The 23,586-nt window shown below is 59.6% G+C and carries 25 protein-coding genes; 12 read left to right on the top strand and 13 right to left on the bottom strand.

The annotated features are described in order from the left end of the window. Window positions 1-33: 33 nt before the first annotated feature. Window positions 34-600 (top strand): restriction endonuclease, encoded by a 567-nt coding sequence (locus ABIB60_RS16055; RefSeq protein ID WP_354581294.1) that lies wholly within the window; start codon window positions 34-36, stop codon window positions 598-600. Window positions 601-650: 50 nt separating this feature from the next. Here ABIB60_RS16055 and ABIB60_RS16050 read toward each other — a convergent pair whose 3' ends face one another. Continuing rightward, window positions 651-1,247: a Uma2 family endonuclease gene (locus ABIB60_RS16050; RefSeq protein ID WP_354581292.1), complete on the bottom strand. Its 597-nt coding sequence runs from the start codon at window positions 1,245-1,247 to the stop codon at window positions 651-653. Window positions 1,248-1,346: 99 nt separating this feature from the next. Here ABIB60_RS16050 and ABIB60_RS16045 point away from each other — a divergent pair, with 99 nt between their 5' ends. From ABIB60_RS16045 to ABIB60_RS16035, 3 genes are all read left to right on the top strand, one after another. After that, window positions 1,347-2,372 carry a LysR substrate-binding domain-containing protein gene (locus ABIB60_RS16045; protein WP_354581290.1) on the top strand — a complete coding sequence of 342 codons (1,026 nt, stop codon included), beginning with the start codon at window positions 1,347-1,349 and terminating at the stop codon, window positions 2,370-2,372. 269 nt (window positions 2,373-2,641) lie between these two features. Beyond that, entirely contained in the window at window positions 2,642-3,847 is a 1,206-nt protein-coding gene (locus ABIB60_RS16040; RefSeq protein ID WP_354581289.1) for a threonine synthase, read from the top strand. Window positions 3,848-4,060: 213 nt separating this feature from the next. Beyond that, the gene (locus ABIB60_RS16035; protein WP_354581288.1) at window positions 4,061-5,443 is read left to right on the top strand and encodes an ammonium transporter; all 1,383 of its coding nucleotides are present in this window, start codon (window positions 4,061-4,063) and stop codon (window positions 5,441-5,443) included. 233 nt (window positions 5,444-5,676) lie between these two features. On the opposite strand, the gene ABIB60_RS16030 is transcribed toward ABIB60_RS16035, so the two are convergent. The 8 genes from ABIB60_RS16030 to ABIB60_RS15995 form a co-directional block, all read right to left on the bottom strand. Beyond that, the gene (locus ABIB60_RS16030) at window positions 5,677-6,477 is read right to left on the bottom strand and encodes a ZIP family metal transporter (protein WP_354581287.1); all 801 of its coding nucleotides are present in this window, start codon (window positions 6,475-6,477) and stop codon (window positions 5,677-5,679) included. Window positions 6,478-6,562: 85 nt separating this feature from the next. Next, the gene (locus ABIB60_RS16025) at window positions 6,563-6,835 is read right to left on the bottom strand and encodes a DUF167 domain-containing protein (protein WP_354581285.1); all 273 of its coding nucleotides are present in this window, start codon (window positions 6,833-6,835) and stop codon (window positions 6,563-6,565) included. Window positions 6,836-6,839: 4 nt separating this feature from the next. Continuing rightward, window positions 6,840-7,040 carry a hypothetical protein gene (locus tag ABIB60_RS16020; RefSeq protein ID WP_354581284.1) on the bottom strand — a complete coding sequence of 67 codons (201 nt, stop codon included), beginning with the start codon at window positions 7,038-7,040 and terminating at the stop codon, window positions 6,840-6,842. Between the two features lie 37 nt (window positions 7,041-7,077). Next, window positions 7,078-7,824: an endonuclease III domain-containing protein gene (locus ABIB60_RS16015; RefSeq protein WP_354581282.1), complete on the bottom strand. Its 747-nt coding sequence runs from the start codon at window positions 7,822-7,824 to the stop codon at window positions 7,078-7,080. Between the two features lie 76 nt (window positions 7,825-7,900). Further along, window positions 7,901-8,878: a hypothetical protein gene (locus ABIB60_RS16010; protein WP_354581281.1), complete on the bottom strand. Its 978-nt coding sequence runs from the start codon at window positions 8,876-8,878 to the stop codon at window positions 7,901-7,903. A gap of 254 nt (window positions 8,879-9,132) precedes the next feature. Next, window positions 9,133-9,531: a hypothetical protein gene (locus tag ABIB60_RS16005; RefSeq protein ID WP_354581280.1), complete on the bottom strand. Its 399-nt coding sequence runs from the start codon at window positions 9,529-9,531 to the stop codon at window positions 9,133-9,135. Window positions 9,532-9,553: 22 nt separating this feature from the next. Further along, the gene (locus tag ABIB60_RS16000; protein WP_354581279.1) at window positions 9,554-9,973 is read right to left on the bottom strand and encodes a response regulator; all 420 of its coding nucleotides are present in this window, start codon (window positions 9,971-9,973) and stop codon (window positions 9,554-9,556) included. Window positions 9,974-10,093: 120 nt separating this feature from the next. Then, complete coding sequence (locus tag ABIB60_RS15995; protein WP_354581277.1) at window positions 10,094-11,578, bottom strand: sensor histidine kinase; 1,485 nt, start codon at window positions 11,576-11,578, stop codon at window positions 10,094-10,096. 141 nt (window positions 11,579-11,719) lie between these two features. On the opposite strand from ABIB60_RS15995, the gene ABIB60_RS15990 reads away from it, so the two are divergent. Beyond that, on the top strand, window positions 11,720-12,529 hold the full coding sequence (locus ABIB60_RS15990) for a TrmH family RNA methyltransferase (protein ID WP_354581275.1): 810 nt from the start codon (window positions 11,720-11,722) through the stop codon (window positions 12,527-12,529). 44 nt (window positions 12,530-12,573) lie between these two features. Here ABIB60_RS15990 and nagA read toward each other — a convergent pair whose 3' ends face one another. Continuing rightward, window positions 12,574-13,692 carry an N-acetylglucosamine-6-phosphate deacetylase gene (nagA, locus tag ABIB60_RS15985; RefSeq protein WP_354581274.1) on the bottom strand — a complete coding sequence of 373 codons (1,119 nt, stop codon included), beginning with the start codon at window positions 13,690-13,692 and terminating at the stop codon, window positions 12,574-12,576. Between the two features lie 102 nt (window positions 13,693-13,794). Between nagA and ABIB60_RS15980 the strand changes: the two genes are divergently transcribed. The 3 genes from ABIB60_RS15980 to ABIB60_RS15970 are packed head-to-tail and all read left to right on the top strand — an operon-like array spanning window position 13,795 to window position 15,276. Next, on the top strand, window positions 13,795-14,655 hold the full coding sequence (locus ABIB60_RS15980; protein ID WP_354581273.1) for a hypothetical protein: 861 nt from the start codon (window positions 13,795-13,797) through the stop codon (window positions 14,653-14,655). Continuing rightward, window positions 14,652-14,939 (top strand): acylphosphatase, encoded by a 288-nt coding sequence (locus tag ABIB60_RS15975; protein WP_354581271.1) that lies wholly within the window; start codon window positions 14,652-14,654, stop codon window positions 14,937-14,939. Before ABIB60_RS15980 ends, ABIB60_RS15975 begins: the two co-directional genes overlap by 4 nt. Window positions 14,940-14,943: 4 nt before the next feature. Next, entirely contained in the window at window positions 14,944-15,276 is a 333-nt protein-coding gene (locus tag ABIB60_RS15970; protein ID WP_354581270.1) for a DMT family transporter, read from the top strand. Window positions 15,277-15,527: 251 nt separating this feature from the next. On the opposite strand, the gene ABIB60_RS15965 is transcribed toward ABIB60_RS15970, so the two are convergent. Then, window positions 15,528-16,286: a YqjF family protein gene (locus ABIB60_RS15965; protein ID WP_354581269.1), complete on the bottom strand. Its 759-nt coding sequence runs from the start codon at window positions 16,284-16,286 to the stop codon at window positions 15,528-15,530. Window positions 16,287-16,410: 124 nt separating this feature from the next. Continuing rightward, on the bottom strand, window positions 16,411-18,219 hold the full coding sequence (typA, locus tag ABIB60_RS15960; protein WP_354581268.1) for a translational GTPase TypA: 1,809 nt from the start codon (window positions 18,217-18,219) through the stop codon (window positions 16,411-16,413). 257 nt (window positions 18,220-18,476) lie between these two features. Here typA and msrB point away from each other — a divergent pair, with 257 nt between their 5' ends. The 3 genes from msrB to ABIB60_RS15945 all read left to right on the top strand — a co-directional run bounded on the left by msrB (window position 18,477) and on the right by ABIB60_RS15945 (window position 20,432). Further along, entirely contained in the window at window positions 18,477-19,046 is a 570-nt protein-coding gene (msrB, locus tag ABIB60_RS15955) for a peptide-methionine (R)-S-oxide reductase MsrB (RefSeq protein ID WP_354581266.1), read from the top strand. Between the two features lie 181 nt (window positions 19,047-19,227). Next, window positions 19,228-20,022 (top strand): DUF3050 domain-containing protein, encoded by a 795-nt coding sequence (locus tag ABIB60_RS15950; protein ID WP_354581264.1) that lies wholly within the window; start codon window positions 19,228-19,230, stop codon window positions 20,020-20,022. Window positions 20,023-20,099: 77 nt separating this feature from the next. Next, window positions 20,100-20,432, top strand: coding sequence for a hypothetical protein (locus ABIB60_RS15945; RefSeq protein ID WP_315997929.1), 333 nt, complete (start codon window positions 20,100-20,102; stop codon window positions 20,430-20,432). Between the two features lie 84 nt (window positions 20,433-20,516). On the opposite strand, the gene ABIB60_RS15940 is transcribed toward ABIB60_RS15945, so the two are convergent. Further along, entirely contained in the window at window positions 20,517-21,122 is a 606-nt protein-coding gene (locus ABIB60_RS15940) for a hypothetical protein (protein WP_354581262.1), read from the bottom strand. 260 nt (window positions 21,123-21,382) lie between these two features. Here ABIB60_RS15940 and metG point away from each other — a divergent pair, with 260 nt between their 5' ends. Further along, entirely contained in the window at window positions 21,383-23,428 is a 2,046-nt protein-coding gene (gene metG / locus ABIB60_RS15935) for a methionine--tRNA ligase (RefSeq protein WP_354581261.1), read from the top strand. Window positions 23,429-23,586: the final 158 nt, after the last annotated feature.

Genomic DNA, 23,586 nt, shown 5'->3' with positions numbered 1-23,586 from the left:
TTGGTTTTTTGCCAAGCTGAAAATTCGACAAACATGAGGTCTTACGAAGATTTAGTTACTCATCTGACTCCAATTGAATTTGAGCTTTTTGTCAAATCTCACTTGGAGAAAATAGGTACGAATCTAACTTTCTTTGAAGCAAAGCATAATCAAAAACTAGCCGGTCATGACGGCACGTATCAGATAGATGTTAAAGCTGTTTTTCAAGCTCTTGGCTGTGATTTTCTCGTTTTAGTAGAATGTAAGCATCAGTCTGCTCGTGTCAAAAGAGAAGTTGTTGAAGTCCTATTTAATAGGATAATTTCGTTAGGAGCTCAGAAGGGAATAGTATTCTCAACTGCAGGCTTTCAGAGTGGAGCTGTGGAGTTTGCCACAAGTCACGGTATTGCTCTGGTTCATGTTATAGAAGGTAGATTCACTTATCAGGTTAAGTCGGCAGAGAAAGAAGAGTATGATTCACTCCCATCTTGGATAGAAATACCAAAGTATGTAGGTGATTTTGCTTACATCAACCGTCAAGGATTTGAAGGAAGATCTTCAATTGAGATAGGTCACATGGATGACTTATACTCTTTCCTCTTCAATGGTTTTGTTGAGTGAGAGCAGCCAATTATGCCATTACAGTTTGAGCGCACTCGAATATAAAATTTTTACACCCCCTCAAATACCTCCGCCCACTCAATGCCAAACCCCGGCAGCGTGTGTACCGGAATAATGCCGGGCGTGTAGAAGTCGCCGAGGGGCTGGTAGCGGCCCTCGTGCAGCACAAATACGGAAACGGTTTTCTCGCCCGGGAATACAATCCAGTATTCCGGCACGCCGTTTTCCTCATAGAGGTCGAACTTGCTTTTGGTGTCGTGGCTGGCGTTGCCGGGGCTCACAATTTCGATAATCCAGTCGGGGGCGCCGATACAGCCTTTTTCGTCCAGCTTGGCTGGGTCGCACACCACGCAGATATCGGGCTGCACCACGGTGGTAATCTGGGCGTCGCCGTTAGGCGTGGCTTTGGTCAGGCGCACGTCGAAGGGCGCGTGAAATACCTCGCAGGATTGGTGGGCCAAGTGCGCGTAAATCATACCCATAAAGCGACTCGAAAGCCGCTGGTGAACCACCCGAGGCGCAGGACTCATCTGGCGCACTTTGCCCCGGATCAACTCAACTACTTCTTTCAGCCGCCACGTCAGGTAATCGGCGTAGGTGTAGGTTTTGGTGAGGTCGAGCTGGGAAATGCTGGTGATGGGCGACATAGCGGCAGCGGGCTGGTAGGAAAGTAAAGATACGCGAAGCCGCGGGTGGTAGCGGTACGTCTTAGCGGCGGGCCGAAGTATGGAAAAACGTGGCCGAAGATGTCAGCACGCGAGATGCTTCGGCTGCGCCTCCGCATGACGTTCCTGCTGATGCTCTCACTCCGCCTGCCCCAACACCGCCCAAAAGCCGGCCGGGCGCTTACCTTCACGGCTATGCTTTCCCACGCGCACGAAGTCTTTCTGGAAGTTGCCCGGCAGTTGAGTTTCACCAAGGCGGGGCAGACGCTGTTCTTGAGCCAGTCGGCGGTGAGCAAGCGGGTGCGGGCGCTGGAGGAGCACTACAAAACGGGCCTGTTTGAGCGACTCGGTAACGCGGTGCAACTCACGGCGGCCGGCGAGCTGCTGTACCGCAAGCTGCTCCTGGCCCGGCAGCTGCAGCACGAGCTGGAGCAGGAGTTTACCGAGTTGAGCCCCGAGTTTCAGCCGCGCCAGCAGATGGTGATTGGGGCCAGCACCACCATTTCGCTCTACGTGATTCCGCCGGTGCTTTCGGCCTACCTGGGCCGCTACCCGCACACCCAGCTCGCGCTCAAAAACCGCAACTCCGAGAACATCCTCAAGGCCCTGCTGGAGCATGAAATCGACCTGGGCATCATCGAGGGCATCCACAAAATCAGCCATGTCACCTACACCCCGCTGCTCACCGATGAAGTGGTGGCCGTGTGTTCGGCCCGCAACCCCCTGCACCGCCGCGAGCTGGAGGCCCAGGACTTGCGCCGCACGCCCGTGGCCCTGCGCGAAGTTGGCTCGGGCACGCTGGCCGTGCTGGAAGAAGCCCTACAAACCCACGGCATCCGCCTCACCGATTTACCAGTGAAAGTGCGCCTAGGCGGCACCGAGGCCCTCAAGAACTTCGTGCGGGTGGATACCTGCCTAGCGTTCCTGCCCCGGCAGTCGGTGATGAAGGAGCTGGCCGCCGGTGAGTTGGTGGAAGTGCCCGTACGCGACCTAAACCTGGTGCGCCACTTTGATTTCGTGCAGCGCAAAGGCACCGAAAACAACCTGCCCTACAAAACATTCGTGCAGTTCGCCCGGCGGTATTACGGCAGCCGGCAACCACAGTAGGGGCGGCGCAAACCCAGAACGTCATTCCGAGCCTGCGAGGAATCTCGCTTGCTGATGTTGCTTGCACCACACGGTGTAGAGACGCGACACTTCGCATCTCGCCGTTGAACGACCGGAGCCGCACCAACCAAACAATCTCAGCAACGGCGAGACGCGAAGTGTCGCGTCTCTACATCGTCCGGTCATTATTCCAAACGGGCATAGGCTATTCCAAGAAGGCGTTTGCCTGAGGCATGAGCAGGGGAGAGTTTTGCGTTGAACTCCCTGCCATGACCACCCTCGAAACCACCACCCAGTCCCGTCTGCACGCGCTGCACTGCGCTGCCTGCCACGCTCCCCACGACGCCTTCACGCTGCAGCGCGTGTCGGATTGCTGCGCCCAGCCGCTGCTGGCCCGCTACGACCTAGCCGCCCCGCTCACCCGGGCCGAGGCTATCAACCCTGCCGATAACTCCATGTGGCGCTACCGGGCGTTGCTGCCGCTGCTGGATGAAGCCAACCTGGTAACGCTGGGCGAGGGATGGACGCCGCTGCTGCGACTGCCGCGCCTGGCGGCCCGCCACGGTTTGCGCAGTTTGCTGCTCAAGGATGAAGGCCAGAACCCCACTGGCTCATTCAAAGCCCGGGGCCTGAGCATGGCGGTTTCTAAGGCCAAGGAATTGGGCGTGACGGGCTGCATTATTCCCACGGCCGGCAACGCGGGTGTGGCCCTGGCCGCCTACTGCGCCCGAGCGGGCCTGCGCTGCGTAGTGGTGATGCCCCGCCACACGCCCACGGCCTTCAAGGAGGAATGCTACTGGTACGGCGCTGAGGTGCACTTAGTAGACGGCCTCATCAACGACTGCGCCGCCCGGGTGCGGGAGCTGAACGTGGGCAGCGAACTGCTCGATGTCTCGACGCTGAAGGAGCCCTACCGCCTCGAAGGCAAGAAAACCATGGGCTACGAGCTGGCCGAGCAGCTCAACTGGACGCTGCCCGACGTGCTGCTGTACCCGGCCGGGGGCGGCACCGGCCTCATCGGTATCTGGAAGGCCATCCGGGAGATGCAGGCGCTGGGTTGGCTGCCCCGCCACGCCAAGTTGCCGCGGATGGTGGCCGTGCAGGCGGCTAACTGCTGCCCCTTGGTAGAAACCCGCGCTGGTCGCCAGCCTAATTGCCACGCCTACGTGGGCCAGCCTTCCATTGCCAACGGCCTGGCGGTGCCCCGCCCCCTGGGCGAAGCTCTCATGCTGCAAGTGCTGGATGAGTCTAACGGTCTGGCCTTAGCCGTTACTGACGAGCAGATGCTGGCCGGAATGCGGGAATTGAGCCACCAGGAAGGGTTGTTCGTCGCTCCCGAGGGTGGGGCGCTCTGGAGTGCGGTCCGGCACCTGTTGCACACTGGCTACATCCAACCCGAGGAGCAAATTCTGTTGCTCAACACCGGTTCAGCTCAGAAATACCTAGACAATGTGCTGGGCCGAGCTGAGAAATAAGGACACTACTGCTGCCATTGCCTCCAAAGAGTACGAACATGATATAGACAGTGCTGTCTGTAGTATAGGTGCCTTAAATAATAGGGGGTGTGGGTAAATAAAACCAATTTTTGCGTCAGGTGGATATGTAATTGATAGGGGTTTGGTGAATAATAATGCTATTTGAAGTATATTGACCTTTGTAATAAGGGTGTTTGCTTCAAAGTACGTGTTATGACTCCGAAATCTTCTACTGTCAAACCCAGCAAGAGTTTATTTGCATTGGTTGCTCTGCTGGTGCTGGCTTTGCTGGCTGCCTTTGTGCGCGTGCCTCACCCGGCCGCCACGCCTGGTTCCCTAAATGGAGCCGATGTAGCCTGGATGCTGACGGCAACGGCCTTCGTGCTGATTATGACGCCGGGGTTGTCGTTTTTTTACGGGGGAATGGTGCGGCCCAAAAACGTAATTAGCACCATGTTGCAGAGCTTTGTGGCGCTGGGCGTTATTTCGGTGCTGTTCTATTTTGTGGGATTCTCGCTCTGCTACGGCGACTCCTGGCACGGGCTCATTGGCAATCCTTTCACGTTTGCCTTGCTGCGCAATGTGGGTACGGCCCCCAATCCGGCCTTCGCCGCTACCATTCCGTTCATCCTCTATTTCGCCTTTCAGCTGAAATTTGCCATTATCACCCCCGCCCTTATTACCGGCTCCTTTGCCGAGCGGGTGCGGTTTAAGGGCTATCTGGCGTTTATGGTGCTGTTCAGCCTGTTCATTTACTGCCCATTGGCCCACTGGACCTGGCACCCCGAGGGCTTCTTGCGCAAGTGGGGAGTGCTGGATTTTGCGGGGGGCACAGTGGTACACATTTCGGCGGGGGTAGCCGCCCTGGCGGGTGCCATGGTGCTGGGCCGGCGCTCGGCTAACCTGCGGCCTTCCTCGTTCTCAACGCCCAATGTGCCCTACGTGCTGCTCGGAACGGGCTTGTTGTGGTTTGGGTGGTTTGGCTTTAATGCCGGCTCGGCCCTGGGCGCTAATGAGTTGGCCGCGTTATCGTTTGTGAATACCAACCTGGCCTCGGCAGCAGCTCTCATTGCCTGGCTGCTGATTGAAATTGTGCGCGGCGGCAAGCCCACGGCTGTGGGTGCTTGCACCGGGGCGGTGGTGGGGCTGGTGGCTATTACGCCCGCCGCCGGCTACGTCGATTATGGGCAAAGCATCCTGTTCGGGGTATTGGCGGCCCTTATCAGCCACGCGGCCGTACACTGGCAGAACTCGCGCACTACCATCGACGATACCCTGGATGTGTTTCCCTGCCACGGGCTGGGCGGCATTGTTGGCATGCTGCTCACGGGTATCTTCGCCGATAAGGTGGGATTAATTCACGGCACCTTTTCTACCTTCGGCTACCATCTGCTAGGGTTGCTCATCGTCATCACCTACTCGTTCGTGGGCGCTTGGATTTTATTGAAAATAACGGACCGTATTTTCGGATTGCGCGTAAAGCTGCAGGAAGAAGAGTTGGGCCTCGACTTAAGTCAGCACGAGGAGTCCACCTACCACATCGACGAAGAATTTGAACGCACGTACCGCCGCGAACCAGCGGTGGAACGGGTGTAACGGTAACATCCGCCGCTATTGCCGCAGCCTCCGGAAAATGTTGCGGCAGCCCCCTCAGGCGGCGGGTGGGTTAGAGAAGGAATGAGGGATAGTACCTAATGAGGAAGGCCACCGGCGGGGAATCCGGTGGCCTTCTTTGCTTTAACGGGGTTTAACTACAGAATACAACTACTGCGCGGATTGTCACTACATGAACCTTCTGTACGGTGCCGTTTGCGCGGCAATCTGCGCAATTACTCGCCTAGCTTGCTCAGGACAAACGATACCAGAAAGCCGACGACCGTAATAAGCCCCGTGAAATTGTGGGCCACCTCAAATGCTTCCGGAATCATGGTATCGGCCACCATGGCCAGCACCGCTCCGGCTGCTACGGCCGTGGTAGCGGCCACTACTTCCGCTGAAAACCCACTGAATACAGTGTAGCCTACCAGCGAGGCAAGGCCTGAAACAACGGCAATGCCAGCCCACAACCCTAGCACATAGGCGGGGCGCCGGCCCGCTTTGCGCATGCCGGCGGCGCTGCTCAGGCCCTCGGGCAGGTTGCTGAGGAAAATGGCCACTACTGCCACCACGCTCACGCCGCCCCCGGCCAGCATACTCAGGCCAATTACAATGCTTTCCGGAATGCCATCCAACAAGGCCCCTATGGCCAGGGCCATACCGTTGTCGTCGCCGCTTTCGTTGCCTTCCGTGTGGCCTTCTTGCACGGCCGCCCGCTCCCGCGACTGGTGCTCCCCTGAGCGTTTGCGGTGCTTGGCGCCGTAGCGGGCCAGCAGCCAGTTGGCCAGGGTATATACGGCCGCCCCACCCACAAACCCCAGCCCCGTAGAGTCGAAGCCGCCCTTTTTATAGGCTTCTTCCATGAGCTCCAGGGAAAGGGTAGCAATGAGCACACCGCTTCCAAACGCCATAATGGCCGCAATAAGCCGCTGCGGAATATGGGTAAAATAGCCAATGGCCGCGCCCAGCAACAACGCGGAGCCCGAAACCAGACCCCAGAAGCCCGCTATGGCCCAGGTAGGAAAAAACGACATAGCAAAAGGAGGGTGGGAGGGGAGAAGAGGTAGAAAAGCCGTTCAGCTTGCTCGTTCAACGCCAAACCACTCGCAAAGGATGCCGCTACCCGGCACGATGCTGTTGTAGCAGAGCTTGCAGCTCCTGCTCCGTGATACCCACTAACTCCACCTTTTTAAACGGAGCAGTGTGCCCACTCAGCAGCGTAACGCTGGATTTGCTTACGCCAAATACCTCGGCCAGATACGCCAGCAGGCAGGCGTTGGCTTTGCCATCCTGAGCCGGCGCCTGCAGCCGCACCAGCCAGCTGCCATCAGAGGCGGGCTCCAGTTGGGTGTGGCGGCTATTGGGTCGGGCTTTCAGGTGCAAAATGGCCACGGGCTTAAGCGGGGTCGTTGTAGGCGTCGTACACGTTCCAGGCCCAGATGAGGAAAGGTACTACGAGCGTCCAGGCCAACAGGAAGCCCACGGCTCCGCCCACGGCCCAGATAAGAAAGGCTTTCAAAATCTGGCCTTTGATGAGCTGGCCCAGGCCGGGGATGAAGAACGAGAGAAGGGCGGGCAGTCCGTAGGTTGGTTTCATAGTAGTAGAAAAGCAAGAGACGAAAGTTGCGTAAAAATTACCGGACCCGGCCTTGGCCAAAAGGGCAGCGGCTCAATACCACGCACCGCCCGCAGGCCGGGGTGTGGAAATAGCAGCACTTCTGCCCATGAAACATCAGGGCCTCATGGTGGTCGTATACCTGCTGCGCGTCCCAGGTAGGAGGAAGAAGGGCCGCCAGCTGAGCATGAGCGGCGGCCTCGCCTACCTTCGGCCCGATGAGGCCCAGGCGTTGCGCCACGCGGTGGTGGTGGCTATCTACGGGCATGGCTGGGCGGCGCAGGGTGCTGAACAGGAGCACGGCAGCGCTGGTTTTGGGGCCCACCCCCGGCAGCAGCTCCAGCCAGGCCCGGGCCTCCGGAATGGGCAACTCTGCCAGAAATTCCAGGTTGCAGGGGCCGTTGCACCGGTTGCTCACTTCCCGTAGTACCTGCTGCAGGCGCGGAGCCTTCTGCTCAGGCCAGGTGCAGGCACTAATGGCCTGTTCCACCTCGGCAGTAGGCGCTGCGCTGACTTGCTCCCAGGTCGGGAACCGAGCCCGCAACTCCTGGTAGGCGCGGTGCGAATCCTGGTTGCGGGTACGGTGAGAAAGCAGGGCGCTGATTAGCTCGCTGAGTGGGTCTTTGGTACTGAAAAAGGCAAAAGGGGCTCCGTACTCAGTGCAGAGCTTTTCGTGTACCCATAAAGCCAGCTCCTGGCGCTCAGCCAGCAGGGCAGTAATAACCGGTGTGTTCACCTGCCTGCCTACGCAAACCAGCTCACTCAAGGTTAACCCTGCTGCAATGAAAACGCCCCGGCTGTAAGTAGCCGGGGCGTTTTCATTGCAGCAGGGAAAGGCGAGGCTACTGCCCCCGGTTGTACAGCAATATGGCCTGTTTCACGCTGTTCTGCGACTTGCCGCCGATAACCAGCGGCACAATGGCCAGGGGAATAGCCGCGTACATCAGCGGCGACACCGAAAAACCGTTGCTGCCACCAAAGCTGGAGAACGTGCCGGCCAGCAGCAGAGCGCCAGCTCCTACGTAGCTAAGCGTAGTAATACGCTGGTAGCGGCGGGCATCCGCCAGCAGCCGCTGGGAGCCAGGGTTGTCTATCGTGGCCAGCTGCAGGTTCCGGACGCTGAGGTCTTCAATGGGGCCATTATCCTTGCTGAAATACTCGGTGCGCACCGTGCGGTACCCGCCAAAGCCCCCGCCGTAGGGGTAGCCGTAGCCCCCGTAGCGGCCGTAGCCGTAGGGGCTGAAACCGCCCGGGTTATTCATGTATTGCTGGGAGGTGATGGAGTAGAGGCTGATGCGGCCCACCCGGTCGCGGCGCAGGGTACTTTCCCGCTTGGAGCGGCCGGGCAAGGTGGTGCGCACGTAAAAACCGGTTTCATCCTCGTAGTAGCGTACATCGGTCAGGTCCAGGCGCTGCTGTCCATCTACCAGCAGAAACGTGCGGCCGAATACGGGCTGCTTTACTTCCACATCGTAGCCGCGCAGCACCTGTCCCGACTTCAGCCCCACGGCATAGCGGGTGGTGTTAGTCGGGGGCAGTTGGGGCTGGCGCTGCTGCGTGCGTACCGAGTCGGGCATGGCAGGCGGGGCGGCCAGGGTGCGGGGCGCGCGGCGGGCAGTGTCGGGCGGGGCCACGGAAACGGGAGCCGGGGCAACTGCGGGGGCTGGAGCTACGGCCGGTTGGGGAGCAACGGTGGGAGCAGGTTGGGCTACGGGAGCCGGCGCGCCCGGCAGCGTGTTCAACTCACGCGGGGTTTGTTGAGCCAGGGCCGGGAATGCCAGCCCGCACAAGGCCAGCACAGGGAGGAAGCGAAGCAACATAGGGATAAAGAAAGGCAGAAAGAACGAATTATCAGGCTGGTAGCGTGAAGATGCCGTGAGGGAAAGCCCGGCCGCCTCAGGCGCTGCTAGCTACCCTCACCAACCCGCACTGAACCCCGAAAGTGCCCGGCAAATTTGGCTACGGTACCTCCCTCAAACAAAATGCCGGACTTGCTGTACCACCCAAGCAAAAGGCCCGGAATCCGCCACCGTTGGGTGCCCGGGCGCAGGGGAGCGTAGCACGAGGCGGCGCTTTACTGCGCCTGCAGCCAGGCCCGCGCCTCAGGTACGCTCCGAAAACGCTCGGCTACCAGCAGCGTGTTCTGCGTAACGCCGCCCAAAATGTTCTGCACGGAAGTCTGGTTGAATGCGTCCTCGGCCTGTACCACGGCCACGCGCCGGTAGCCGGCGGCAATAGCCCGAGGAAAAAAGCTGTCCATGATCCACTGCTGGTCGGCGCGCGGAATTACGCGCATCTGCCGGGTATCGGCCAGTACGCGGCTGAGCTGGTGCTGGCGGAGCAGTTGCACGGTGGCATCGTGGGCCTCGCGCAGCGGCTCACCGGCCACAAAGCCCTGCCATTCCTGGTACAAAGCCGGAATGCTGTCATCCAGGAAGATGTGGCAGTGGTCGTTTTTGAATAGTAGTTGCATAGCAAAGAGCAGGGCTGGAGTATTATACCGGGGACCGTAGCAGCCGCTCCAGCAGGTTCAGGCTGTCCACCATATCGGTGCCGGATTCAAAGTCCATGGGCTTCACAATGTAGCCGCTTACTCCCAGGTTCTGCGCATTCAGGCGGTCTACGTCCATGCCCGAGGTGGTAGTAATGAAAACCGGAATGGTGCTCAGCTCGGGGTGAGTGCTGATTTCGGCCAGAAACTCGTGCCCGTTCATTTTGGGCATGTTCAAATCCAGCAGAATCACCTCGGGCAGGGGGCGAATGGGCTCCGCGCCGTTGGTGCCCAGCAGCAGGTCCAGGGCCTCCAGGCCATTGAAGGCCGTGTAGAGCTTATGCGGGACATTAAACTTCTCGAAGGCTTTCTGGGCCGTCATGGTATCAAAAAAATCGTCCTCGACGAGCAGTACAGAGCGCATAGGGTGAAGTGGTGAGTAGTGAGATTGTGAGTTAAGTAGATTCGTCGTGCAGATGTGTAAAATGCCCGGAAGGTGCCGCCAGAAAGTCAGGCTCGCCATTTTACTAACTCTCCATCTCACCTATTTGTGCCAGGTAAAGATAAAGGCAGCCCCTTGGCCTGCCTCCGATTCAATGCGGATGGAGCCTTTCTGCTCCTCCACAATGCGCTTGACGATGCTGAGACCAATGCCGGTGCTTTCGGCCGTGTTCCGGTCGCGCAAGGTCTGAAACATCAGGAATACTTTCTGCTGAAATTGCGGGGCAATGCCCGGTCCATCGTCCTGTACCCGAAACTCGAAACACTCGCCCAGGTCGCGGACAGTTACGGTAATGCGGCCATCGGGGCGGTGGTGGTATTTGGCAGCGTTACCGATGATGTTGGTAAGTACCTGCTGCAGGCTAAGCCGGTCGGTGTGCAGCACGGGCAGGGGGGCGGGTATTTCTACCTGGAAAGTGGGCGGTACCACCAACTCCGTTACCTCGGCCACCAGTTGCTGCACGTCCACGTCTTCCAGCTTACGCTCCGTGCGGCCTGCCCGGGCGTAGGCCAGCAGACCGTTGATGAGGTCTTCGAGGCGGTGCAGGCGGCCCTTCATCATGTCCAGGTACTGGCGCATCTGGGGGCTCAGCTCATGGGGTAGCTCATCTTCTATCCACTTCACCACGGTTACGATGCCGCGCAACGGCGCTTTCAGGTCGTGGGAAGCCACGTAGGCAAACTGGTCCAGCTCCCGGTTGCGGTTTTCCAGGGCCGTAAAGCTGGTATCCAGGGTGTGGGTCATGTGGTTGAGGGAGGCGGCCAGGTTGCCCAGGCTGGCTTGGTCCTGCTCGGCCACCCGGGCCGTGTAGTCACCCTGCATTACCCGGTTGGCCAGCGTTTCTACCACCTCAATTCGGTAAGCCATATCGGCGTTGGTGCGCTGCAGCTGAAACTGGAGCTGCTCGTTGGCCTGCAGCTCCTGGTTAATTTTGGTGAACAGCCAAGCCACGATAAGGGTAGCCAGAATAGCCGATACAACGATGGCCAGCGGGGTGGTATTCTCAAAGAAATCCTGGCGGCGGTGACGCTCCTTGAGCAATACTTTCTCATCGTCCTGCACCCGCGTAATCATCTGCCGCAATGCCAGCTGGCGGTTCCGGTCCTCACGTACCAACCGACGCACGGCGCTGGTGGAGGGCGGCAGCTGGGACCAGCGTTTCAGAAAAGCAAATTCCTCTTCCAGGCGGTTGTGCAGCGTATCGAGGCGGGCCTGCTGGCGGGGGTTGTCCAGGGTCAGCAGCTGCAGCATCTGGTAGTCGGCCTGGGCTACCGGCATGCTCTCGTAGAAGCCCGGTAGGTAGGAGGAGTCGTTGAGCAGCAGGTAGCCGCGCACCTGGCTTTGGGCGTCGCGCACGTGGCCGCGCAGACTGGAGGCATTTTCCAGCACCCGGTACGTGTGCTCTACCTGGCGGGTGTAGAAGCCCAGCTGCTGAATGCTGTACCAGGATACGGCCGAAGTCAGTAGCAGAACTCCTACGGCAATAACAAAGCCCAGAATAATTTTGGTGTTGAGCTTGAGGCCCATAAATGAGGAGCGAGGGTGAACGGGCGAAATACGACCGTAAAGGAAGCGAAAGGGTGCGGGTGAGCCTACAACGGCCCAGCCCCGGCGCAAGTTGGCCTGCGTATCTTTGCGGCCCCAACTGCCACGCCCGTATTTTTTCCTATGCCCCTCGACCCCATTACCAGCCCCCAGAATCCGCGCATCAAAAACCTGCTGAAGCTGCAGCAAAAATCGTCGGAGCGGCGGGCCCAGGGGCTTACCATCGTGGAGGGCCTGCGGGAACTGACCATTGCCCACGGAGCGGGCGTAGCGGTTACGGCCTTGTTTATCTGTCCCGATTTAGCCGGCGCCCAGCATCAGCAGGCACTGCGGGAGTTGTTCGGCGGCCAGGGCGTGGAGTGGTTTGAGGTATCGAGGGCAGTGTTTGAGAAAGTGGCTTACCGGGAAGGGTCCGATGGCGTACTGGCCCTGGTAAAGCCCCCATTGCTCACGCTGGAAGAGCTGCCGCTGCCGGCCAACCCCTTACTACTGGTGTTGGAAGCCGTGGAGAAGCCTGGCAACCTGGGGGCTATTCTGCGCACCGCCGATGCGGCCCAGGCCACTGCGGTCATCGTCTGCGACCCGCGCACCGACCTGTTCAACCCCAACGCCATCCGCAGTAGCATTGGCTGCTCGTTCACGGTGCCCACCATTGCCACCTCCCGTCCCGAGCTGCTGGCCTGGTGCCGGCACCACGGCATCCGCACCTACGCCGCCGCCCTCACCGATGCGGCCGTGCCCTACACCACCTGCAACTTCCGGGGCCCCACGGCCCTGGTTATGGGTACCGAGGCCGACGGCCTCACCCCGGAGCTCATGCAGGCCTGCGACCAAACCATCATCATTCCCATGCGCGGGGCCATCGATTCCCTGAACGTGAGCACGGCCACCGCCATTCTTACCTTTGAAGCCGTGCGCCAGCGCGAGGTATAGCAGGGACAAGTCAGACCGAAAAGCGGGCAGTTGCCAAGCGGCTGTTAGTGCCAGGTTAGTTCGCCGGCCCGGGCGGTGGCGCGCGGTGTCAGGTGCTCATCAAACAGCCAAAAATCGGCGCGGTACGTGCTGCTGAGGTAGCCCAGCTCGTGGTCGAGGCCGAGCAGCTGAGCCGGGTAGAGCGAGGCCATGCGCAAAGCTTCTTCCAGCGGGATGCCGGCGTGTTGCACGCAGTTGCGGATGGCCTGGGGCAGGGTTAGGGCTGAGCCCGCGAGGGTGCCCTGGGCATCTACGTAGCGGTTGCCCTCCCGCCGAAACTGGTAGGCCCCCTGCGTACTCTCCGTCACGCCATCGGTAATCAGGAAAAGGCGCTCCTGCAGAATCTTTTGGCTGATGCGTACGGCGGCAAAGTCGCAGTGCACGCCGTCGGCAATGATGCTGGCGTAGGCCGTGGCGGAGTCATACACGGCGCCCACCATGCCCGGCTCCCGCCCCTGCAGCGCCGACATAGCATTGAACAAGTGAGTAGCGGCCGAAAAGCCTTGGCGGAAACCGGCCGCTGCCTGCGCAAAAGTAGCGTTGGAGTGCCCCGCCGACAGTACCACATCGGCCGCTCGCAGCCGGGCCACCACGGCCGCCGAGACCATTTCCGGGGCTAGGGTCATCATCTTCAGCGTGCTGCCGGCCAGTTGCAGCAACTCTTCCACGTCGGCCACGGTGGCCTCCCGGATGAACTCGGCCTGGTGGGCTCCCTTCTTGATGGGGTTGATAAAGGGGCCTTCCAAGTGAATGCCCAACAGGCCCGGTTGCTGGCGGCAAAACTCCTGGCCGGCCTCTAGGGCCTGCCGCATCAAGGCCCAGGAGTTAGTGGGCATGGTGGCCAGCACTCCGGTGGTGCCGTGCCGGAAAGCGTGGTTGCACAGCGTAGCCAGAGCCTCAACGGTAGGCGTCACGGAAAAAAGCTGTCCTGCCGCCCCGTACACCTGCAAGTCCAGCAGGCCGGGGGCCACGCTCAGGCCCTGGGCGTCCACGGTGAGTACATCGGAAGGGGCGGCCACCTCGGGCAGAACCGCTTCAATCAGGCCATCTTTCACCAGCAGCGTGTGGTGTGGTAACAGCGTAGAGCCAGTGTACACAAAGCAGTTGCGGAGCAGGTAGCGCATGAGCAGGGCAGAAAAAGCAAGCAGAATGAGCCCGCGAAGTTGGCAGGTTCTCGGCAAACGCCCGCTTCTTATCTTGTATCGGTTTCTGCTGCCGCCCTTCCCATGCCGTTCCCAAAGCTCTTACTTGCCCCTAGGTCGTGGTGGCCCCGCCTGCTGCTGGGCGCGTTGCTGGTGGTGCTGGTGTTTGGTGCCTGCTCTACTTCCGAGTTTACTACCGAAAATGCCTCTATGCAGGCTCCGTTGGTGCTGCGCTACCACATCCAGAAGCGCACTCAGCTCTGGTTCAGCTACTACGATACGTTGGCTACTGAAGTGCTCTACCACGGTAGGCCCCTACTTCCGCTCACCCTCTGCCGCCCCGATTCGAGCCCACCAACGCTGGGGCGGTTGCAGCGGCTGCCAACGTATCCGGCCCGGTGGCTGCTGCGGGTGCAGTGCCTAGCAGGATACGAGCGGGTCAACATCGTGTATCTGTTGCGCCTGACCACCGCCGGCCCGCGCCTCTACCGCGTGGGGGTCGACAACTCCGGCTACTCCTCGCCGCCGTTTAATCTGGCGGCCGATACCGGAGCCGTATGGGTGCCGCGTACCGATACCAGCGGCACACTCTTCGACTTGCAGCAGCTCCGGGGCTTTGCCGTGCAGTTTCCGACTTTCCCCGATTCTGTCAGGGGGAAGTTTGATGAGCCGACGGAAGTGTACTACCTGGCCCCCAACCGGCGGACGCTGGCCCGCCTGTTCAGCCCCGATACGACCACGACAGTGCTTACCGAAGGCAAGGCAACAGCATGGCGTACCACAGCCCCCGCGCCGGCTGTGTACCTCGATGAACGTGACGTTACAACCGGCCGCTTGCGGCGGCAACATCTGCCCGGTCGGATGCTACTGACCGAAAACCCTTTCCGAAATACTCGCTGGCAGCAGGATTCCCAGGGCCGCTGGCATCTACAGTTTATCCCATGAGTTCACCAATTGAGCATCGTACCATTCACGTTCAGGGCCTTGTGCAGGGCGTTTTCTTTCGCCAGAGTACTCAGCAGGAAGCCCGCCGCTTGGGTCTCACCGGCACCGTGCGTAACAACCCGGCTGGCACTGTGAGCATTGAAGCGGAAGGCCCTAGCGAGGCCCTAGACCAGCTGCAAGCCTGGTGCCGGCAGGGGCCACCCGCCGCCCGCGTACAGAGTGTGGAAGCCAGCCCTGGCCCAGTGCAGGGCTGCCAAACCTTTGAGGTGTTGCGGGGTAGATAACCGTATGAAGAACTGGCTGATTTTGCTGCTGGCCATTGTGGCCGAGACCGTCGGAACCTCGGCCCTGAAAGCCTCCGAAGGATTTACCAAACTCCTGCCGAGCGCAGTGGTGGTGCTGGGCTACGGGCTGGCCTTCTATTGTCTTAGCCTCACCCTGAAAACAATTCCCATCGGTATTGCCTATGCGGTGTGGTCGGGTATCGGCATCGTGCTCATTACGCTGGCCGGTATTGTGCTCTACAAGCAAGTGCCCGATGCGCCCGCCATTCTTGGCCTGGTGCTGATTCTGGCTGGGGTGGTCGTTATCAACGTGTTTTCCAAAACCTCCGCGCACTAGCTGCCAGTACCGAGCCCGAACATGCTACCCCAGTGCAGATGCTGTACTTACAACTGTTTCATAGGCAATGTACGCACGCTGTAGAGACGCGACACTTGGCGTCTCTTCGATGAACGGCATATTGTGTCGGCCTGGCGAAAAGACGCGAAGTGTCGCGTCTCTACACTGTTTGTGAAACAGCTATATGCCTATTCCGCAGAATTTTGCCACTTCCGCAACCAGCCGTCGGTATTGGTGAAAGCATACTTTCTTTAAACTCGCCGCAAGTCTTCTACCCACACGTCCAGGGCATCAGCGGCGTGCAGCAACGGCGGCCCTGTGGGCGTGGGCAGGCCGTGGCTTTCTACCACGGTAGAATCCCAGTGCTGCAAAGTCGCCTTTCGTAACCGCCAGGGCTCGTGCCAGAGCCGGCCCCGCCAGATACTGTTGCCGTGCTGGCCCGGCTGTACGGTGGGGCCGGCCGTGTACAAATGGTAACGCTCCGTCAGGAAATACGCCAAGGAACCGGGCTCGGCCAGGGGCAAAGCGTCTTCCGGCGTCCAGGCGGCTGCAAAGGTGGCGGCTGGTGCGCCCCGGTGCGTACGGGTGGCTCTGGCGTGCAGCGTGCCATCGGGCGTGGCAGTAAGCTGCATGCGGGCGTGCAGGTAGGGGAGGTGAAACAGGGTGCGCGCGGCCCACACACCCAACGGCTGCGTGGCATCCAACGACAAAAACCACACGCCCGGTACCCCATTGAGGCGGGCATACGTGCGCACATTCAACTCGTGTAACGCGCTCAGGCCCGGCACCGCCGGCAGCCCCAGCGGGCGGATGCCGCTCATGGTAAAAGGTACCACCCCCAGCCAGGCCTGCCCCTCAAACAAGTCCAGCTCCAGCCGATCAGGCAGGTAGGGGCGGAGTAATTCCGGCTCCGTAGCCCAGTGGGCAAACAGTAAGTTGCTCCAGCGCTGGCGCATTAAGGACCAGCGGGGCGCCACGTTTGCGGGAGAGTAGGCAGGTGATTCAGGCATAAGCACAAATGGTACGGCTACTACGATGTGCATAACCACCAAGGCTGGCGTATTGGCCGGTGCGAAACGTAAAAAGGGGGCGCAGCCACTGGCTACGCCCCCTTTTTTAACGATAAACTGCAAACTAGTCGGCTTTCTTGGCCGAACGCAGACGCTCGTTTTCGTCCAGCAGAATCTTGCGCATCCGCACCGATTTCGGGGTTACTTCCAGGTACTCATCCTTCTGGATGTATTCCATGGCTTCCTCCAGCGAGAACTGGCGCTTGGGCACGATTTTCACGTTTTCATCCGAGCCCGAGGCGCGCATGTTGGTGAGCTTCTTGCCTTTCTGGATGTTGATGGTCAGGTCGTTGGGGCGGGTGTGCTCACCAATAACCTGGCCGGCGTATACTTCCTCACCTGGGTCCACGAAGAACTCGCCGCGGTCCTGCATCTTGTCAATGGTGTAGGCGGTGCCGGCACCGGTGTCCATCGAAATCAGCGAACCGGAAATACGGCCGGGAATCGTGCCTTTGTAGGTTTCGTAGGCCGAGAAGCGGTGGTTCATGATGGCCTCACCAGCCGTGGCGGTCAGCACGTTGTTGCGCAGGCCAATCAGGCCACGGGCCGGAATGTTGAACTCCAGGTGCTGCAGGTCGCCCTTGGGCTCCATGATGGTCAGCTCGCCTTTGCGCATCGTCACCAACTCGATAACCTTACCGGCAGTTTCCTCCGGTACATCTACCACCAAGTGCTCGATGGGCTCCAGACGGTTGCCGTCTTCATCCTCCCGGAACAGTACCTGGGGCTGACCTACCTGCAGCTCGAAGCCTTCGCGACGCATGGTCTCGATGAGTACCGACAAGTGAAGAATACCCCGGCCGTACACCAGGAAGGTGTCTTCACGGTCGGTTTCCTTCACGCGCAGGGCCAGGTTTTTCTCGGTTTCCTTGAACAGCCGGTCGCGCAGGTGACGCGACGTTACGAACTTACCTTCCTTACCGAAGAAGGGCGAGTTGTTGATGGTGAACAGCATGTTCATCGTCGGCTCGTCGATGCTGATGGTGGCCAGCGCTTCGGGGTTTTCAGCGTCGGCCAGCGTATCGCCGATGTCGAAGCCTTCGATGCCGGTTACGGCGCAGATTTCACCGGAGCTAACCTCGGCTACTTTATTGCGGCCCAGGCCTTCGAACACCTGCAGTTCTTTGATTTTTACCTTCTTGATGGTGCCATCACGCTTGATCAGGCTCATGTTAGCGCCTTCTTTCAGCGTACCGCGGTGCACCCGACCAATGGCGATACGGCCCACGAACGACGAGTAGTCGAGCGAGGTAACCTGCATCTGGGGGGTGCCATCCAACTGGGGGGCAGCCGGAATGGAAGCCACCACGGCGTCGAGCAACGGAATGATGCTGTCGGTTTTTACTTTCCAGTCGGTGCTCATCCAGCCCTGCTTCGAGGAGCCGTACAGGGTCACGAAGTCCAGCTGGTCTTCGGTGGCACCCAGGTTGAACATCAGGTCGAATACCTGCTCGTGCACCTCGTCGGGGCGGCAGTTTTCTTTGTCGACTTTATTTACCACCACAATGGGCTTCAGGCCCAGGTCGATGGCTTTGCCCAGCACGAAACGCGTCTGGGGCATGGCGCCTTCAAAGGCGTCTACCAGCAGCAGTACGCCGTCGGCCATCTTCAGCACCCGCTCTACTTCGCCGCCGAAGTCGGCGTGACCAGGGGTGTCGATGATGTTAATTTTAACGTCTTTGTACCGTACCGATACGTTTTTGGAGACGATGGTGATGCCTCGCTCGCGTTCCAGGTCATTGTTGTCCAGGATGAGGTCGTCGAACTGCTGGTGCTCGTCGAACAGCTTGGAGGCGTGAATGATCTTGTCCACGAGCGTCGTTTTGCCGTGGTCAACGTGGGCAATGATGGCGATATTGCGAATGTTCTGCATACGAAGGGTTTTCCGGGCGCAAAGGTACGGAATGTTTAGCGCAAAAGCGCGCAGTAAATACTTGTTACTGAATGAGGAAGAAACTGCGGGCGAGAAAACAGACAACTTGTTGGCCTCCTGAGGTTCCCGGAAGTATAGCCAAGGGCCTATTTAACCGGGTAAGACCGAACTGTAGCTGAGCTGCGTATGTTCTGGCAGCGGCCCGCTTTTGCGGCTGACTTCCTGTTTTCAGTTCATTCCAGACCCCCTCATCCCCCATGCGTTTTCCCTGCCTGATTTTGCTTCTGTCGGCGCTAACCCTGAACTCGGCCTGCTCCCAGAAAAAAAATGACGCCAAAATGGACTTGGCTGACTCTCCCCGGCCGGTAACTTCCCCATCTACAGCTGCTAAAGCGTACCCAAAACCCAAGGCAGCCACCGGCCGGCCCGACGAGTTTCCAGTGCGGAAAACGGAGGCCGAGTGGAAAAAACAGCTTACCTCGGAGCAGTACTACATCCTGCGCCAGGAGGGTACCGAGAAGCCGTACAACAACCCGTACTGGGATAACCACGCTAAGGGGAGTTATTACTGCGCCGGCTGCCACAACTTGCTGTTCTCCTCAGCCACCAAGTTTGAGTCGGGCACGGGCTGGCCGAGCTTCTGGGCCCCGGCTTCCGATGCCAGCCTGAAAGTGGCTTCCGACAAAAGCTTAGGCATGACCCGCGACGCCATCATGTGCGCCCGTTGCGGCGGCCACCTCGGCCACGTCTTCGACGACGGCCCCAAGCCCACCGGCCAGCGCTACTGCATGGACTCCTACGGCATGGTATTCGAGAAAGCCAAATGAGTTGCTGGCTGTTAGTTGCCAGTTGTTAGTGAATGGGCAGATGAACAAACTACCAACCGACAACTACCAGCCAGCAGTTGCTATAATTTTGCGGTGGCCCGCTGGCAATCCAAGCCAGCGGGCCATTTCGTTTGTTGTAACGGCTGAGCTTGCGCTCTACCGTACTTTTACCCCTCGTTCTATGTCAACTCAGGTTCATTCAGATTCCATTGCCGAACTTCAACGGGCCCTGGCCCCGGCGCGCGAGCAGTTGGTCGCCCACAGCGTGTATCAGTCCCTGCATTCCCTCGATGATTTGCGGGTATTTATGCAGCACCACGTATTTGCCGTCTGGGACTTCATGTCCCTGCTGAAGGCCCTGCAGCGGGAGCTTACCTGCGTGGAAATTCCGTGGGTGCCCCGCGGCAACGCCGCCACGCGCCGCCTCATCAATGATATTGTGCTGGAAGAGGAAACCGACGTAGACCCCGAAGGCCGCCCGGCCAGCCATTTCGAGTTGTATTTGCGCGCCATGCGGGAGTGTGGCGCCGATACGGGACCCATTGAGCGCCTGCTCGATGCCCTGGCGGCCGGCCATACCGTGGCGGAGGCGCTGGTAGAGGCCAATGCGCCGACCACGGTGCAGGAATTTGTGCTGGGCACGTTTGCCATCATTGAATCGGGTAAGCCACACGCCATTGCCGCAGCTTTCACCTTCGGCCGGGAGGATGTCATTCCCGACATGTTCCGCCATCTGGTGGCCGACCTTAATTTCCGTTTTCCCGGCCAGCTCGATACGTTCAGCTACTACCTCAACCGTCACATTGAACTGGATGAGGAAGTGCACACGCCCCTGGCCCAGCAAATGGTGCGCGACCTGTGCGGGCAGGATGCCCAGCGCTGGGAAGAAAGCCTGGCTGTAGCCGCCGAGTGCATGCAGGCCCGCGTGGGCCTCTGGAACGGTATCCAGGCCGATTTGTACCTGATTCACGGCTAGCAGGCCAACCTCTCCCTGCCGGGTTCGTTTACTACAGCAGCCAGCCCATAACGGGCTGGCTGCTGTATTTTTTTGCTATGAAACGGTTGTTGCTTTTGCCCGCTCTTGCTCTACTGGGAGCCTGCACCACATCTGAAACGATAGGGGAGGAAGCCGCCGTGCAGCGCCCGCCCACCCGCATCCTCACCGACGCCGACCGCCAGGCGGCCTACAACAGTAATGCTGGCTACGGTGGCTCGGTGCCCGATGCCACGCCCGGCCGGGTGCCCATTCGGGAGCAGGCCAGCGGCATCAACTCCCGCAAGCGCCCCGAAACCCTCAACACCAACGACAACAATACCACCACGCCCGAAACCCGCATGCGCCGCGTAAACGGTGCCCCCGCCGATACGCTAAGGCTGCCTCGTTAATTCCGTGCACACTTCCCAGCAAACAACAGCGCCCCGCTTCTCAATGGAGGCGGGGCGCTGTTGTTTGCTGGGTAGGTTCGGTGGCTACTGGGCCGTTTCCGAAGCAGCGTCCGGAGCGGGTGCGGCCGGGGCGGGAGCAGCTTTGGCTCTGGAGCGGGCGGGGGCTTTGGCGGCCGGGCGGGCGGCCGGCTTGTCAGCTGCCGCCGCAGGCGTTGAGCGGGTAGGGGCGGCGGGGCGGCTGGCCGAGCGGTTGCGGGTTGATTTGGGAGCAGTACCGCTGGTACCGGCCGAAGTGGGGGAAGCCCCGGCGTCGGTGAAAATGCTGTCGGAAGCAGCGGGGGTGCCGGTTTCGTGACGGCTCACAATGGTGTGCAGGGCCTGCTCAAACAGGTGGCCCATGTCGGTGTCGAGGCGGCGGGTAGCATCCTTCACCACTTCTTGCAGCTTGGCCTTCGTTTCCTTGCGAATGCGCTTTACTACCTCGTTGATACGGCCGTCTAGCTCCTTTTGCAGCTGTTTGGCCGCCGTTTTCAACGCTTTCTTCTGGCTGGCTTTCTTGCTGGCTTTAGAGTCGTCGATGGCCGTAGTTGTTGACTGGGCGGCTTTGGCGGCTTTGCGTTGGGCTTTCTCGGCGGCGTTCTGCTGCTTACTGGCCTTTTTATCGGGCTTTTCCTGATCTGAATTTTTCATGCCTTGGCTAGGTAGGGAGAAATATAAAACTGAGTACGCAAAAAACTCCGCAGTAGGTGAGCGAAATATAGAGGTATTGCCACGCCAAACCTCCGACAGCCATGTTATGATTTACCAGGGTATGCTCTCACCCGGTAAGGCCGCTGCTGCCTGTTGGCTGGTCTGGAAGCGGAAAGCTGCATTATTCCTCTTTTTTACTTGTTCCTTTGCACTCCCGTTGCCGAATTCGGCCGGGCTTACGTTGTTTTTCGCCTGCTCATATGTCCTCTCTGCCCCAACGCTACACCGTAACGGCCGCGCTGCCCTACGCCAACGGCCCCGTACACATCGGCCACCTGGCCGGCGTGTACCTGCCCGCCGATATCTACGTGCGCTACCTGCGCGCCCAGCAGCGCGACGTGAAATTCATCTGCGGCTCCGATGAGCACGGCGTGCCCATCACCATCCGGGCCCAGAAAGAAGGCGTGACGCCCCAGCAGGTGGTGGACAAGTACCACGCCATCATCCGCGACTCGTTCCAGGAGTTCGGTGTGTCGTTTGATATCTATTCGCGCACGTCCTCTCAAACGCATGCTGAAGTAGCCAGCGGCTTTTTCAAGAAGCTCTACGAGGAAGGCAAGTTCATTGAGCAGACTTCCGAGCAGTACTATGATGAGAAGGCCGACCAGTTTCTGGCTGACCGCTACATCGTGGGTACCTGCCCCAACTGCGGCAACGAAAATGCCTACGGCGACCAGTGTGAGAAGTGCGGCACCTCACTTAGCCCCACCGAACTCATCAACCCCCGTTCCATGCTGAGCGGCAACCACCCCGTACTGCGCGAAACCAAGCACTGGTACCTGCCCTTGGATCAGTACGAGCCCTGGCTGCGCGAGTGGATTGTGGAAGGCCACAAGCAGGACTGGAAAGCCAACGTGTACGGCCAGTGCAAAAGCTGGATTGACCAGGGCCTGCACCCCCGCGCCGTTACCCGCGACCTGGACTGGGGAGTACCCGTGCCGGTGGCCGGAGCCGAGGCCAAAGTGCTGTACGTGTGGTTTGATGCGCCTATTGGTTACATCTCGGCCACCAAGGACCTGCTGCCCGACACTTGGGAAACCTACTGGAAAGACCCCGAAACCAAGCTGGTGCACTTCATCGGCAAGGACAACATCGTGTTCCACTGCATCATCTTCCCCTCGATGCTCAAGGCCCACGGCGACTACATCCTGCCCGATAACGTGCCCGCCAACGAGTTTCTGAACCTGGAAGGCGACAAAATCAGCACGAGCCGCAACTGGGCCGTGTGGCTGCACGAGTACCTGCAGGATTTCCCCGGCCAAGCCGATGTGCTGCGCTACGTCCTCTGCGCCAACGCCCCCGAAACCAAGGACAACGACTTCACCTGGAAAGACTTTCAGGCCCGCAACAACAACGAGCTGGTGGCCAACCTCGGCAACTTCGTGAACCGGGCTGTGGTGCTCACCCACAAGTTCTTCGAAGGCAAAGTACCCGCCGCCGTGGGCTTCACTACCGAGGATGAGGACGTGCTGCGCCAGCTGCAGGAGTTTCCGGCCCGCATCGGCGAGTTGATTGACAACTACCGCTTCCGCGACGCCCTGAATGAGCTGATGAACCTCTCGCGCCTGGGCAACAAGTACCTGGCCGACCAAGAGCCTTGGAAGCTCATCAAAACCGACGAAGCCCGCACCGGCACCGTGCTGCACGTGTCGCTGCAGCTGGCCGCCGCTCTCGTGACGCTGCTGGAGCCCTTCCTGCCCGAAGCCGCCGCCCGCCTGGGCCGGATGCTCAACACCGAGAAAGGTACCTGGCTCCAGGCCGGCCGCCCCGACGCGCTGCCCGCCGGCCACCAGCTGGCCGAAGCCGCGCTGCTGTTCACCAAAATCGAGGACGCGACCGTGGAAGCGCAGGTGCAGAAGCTGCTCGATACCAAGAAAGCCAACGAGCTGGCCGCCGCCGTAGCTGCCCCAGCAAAGGAGGACGTGAGCTTCGAGCAGTTCCAGCAGATGGACCTGCGCATCGGCACCATCGTAGCCGCCGAGAAGGTTGCCAAAACGAAAAAGCTGCTCAAGCTCAGCGTAGACCTCGGTTTTGATGAGCCTCGCACCATCGTGTCGGGTATTGCCGAACACTTCCTGCCCGAGGCCCTCATCGGACAGCAGGTGCAGGTGCTGCTCAATCTCGCCCCCCGCGAAATCAAGGGCATCCAAAGTCAGGGCATGCTCCTAATGGCCGAAAACGCCGACGGCGTACTCAGCCTCATGCAGCCCAGCAGCCCCGTGCGGCCGGGTTCAGGGGTAGCATAATTTTTAAGATTGAATAAAAGGGAGCTATAACTGGTAATTGCCAGTCATAGCTCCCTTTTTCGTAGGTATCGAACAGCTTGGTAAAAGCTTGTTTGATAGTCAGTTTGGGATACTGAATTGAAGGAATATAGCTGCTTAGGAATAGGGAATACAATAAT

Origin of the sequence: Hymenobacter sp. UYP22, assembly GCF_040547285.1 — a bacterium.
Taxonomy (GTDB): domain Bacteria; phylum Bacteroidota; class Bacteroidia; order Cytophagales; family Hymenobacteraceae; genus Hymenobacter.
This window is presented reverse-complemented; position numbering and strand designations above follow the sequence as displayed.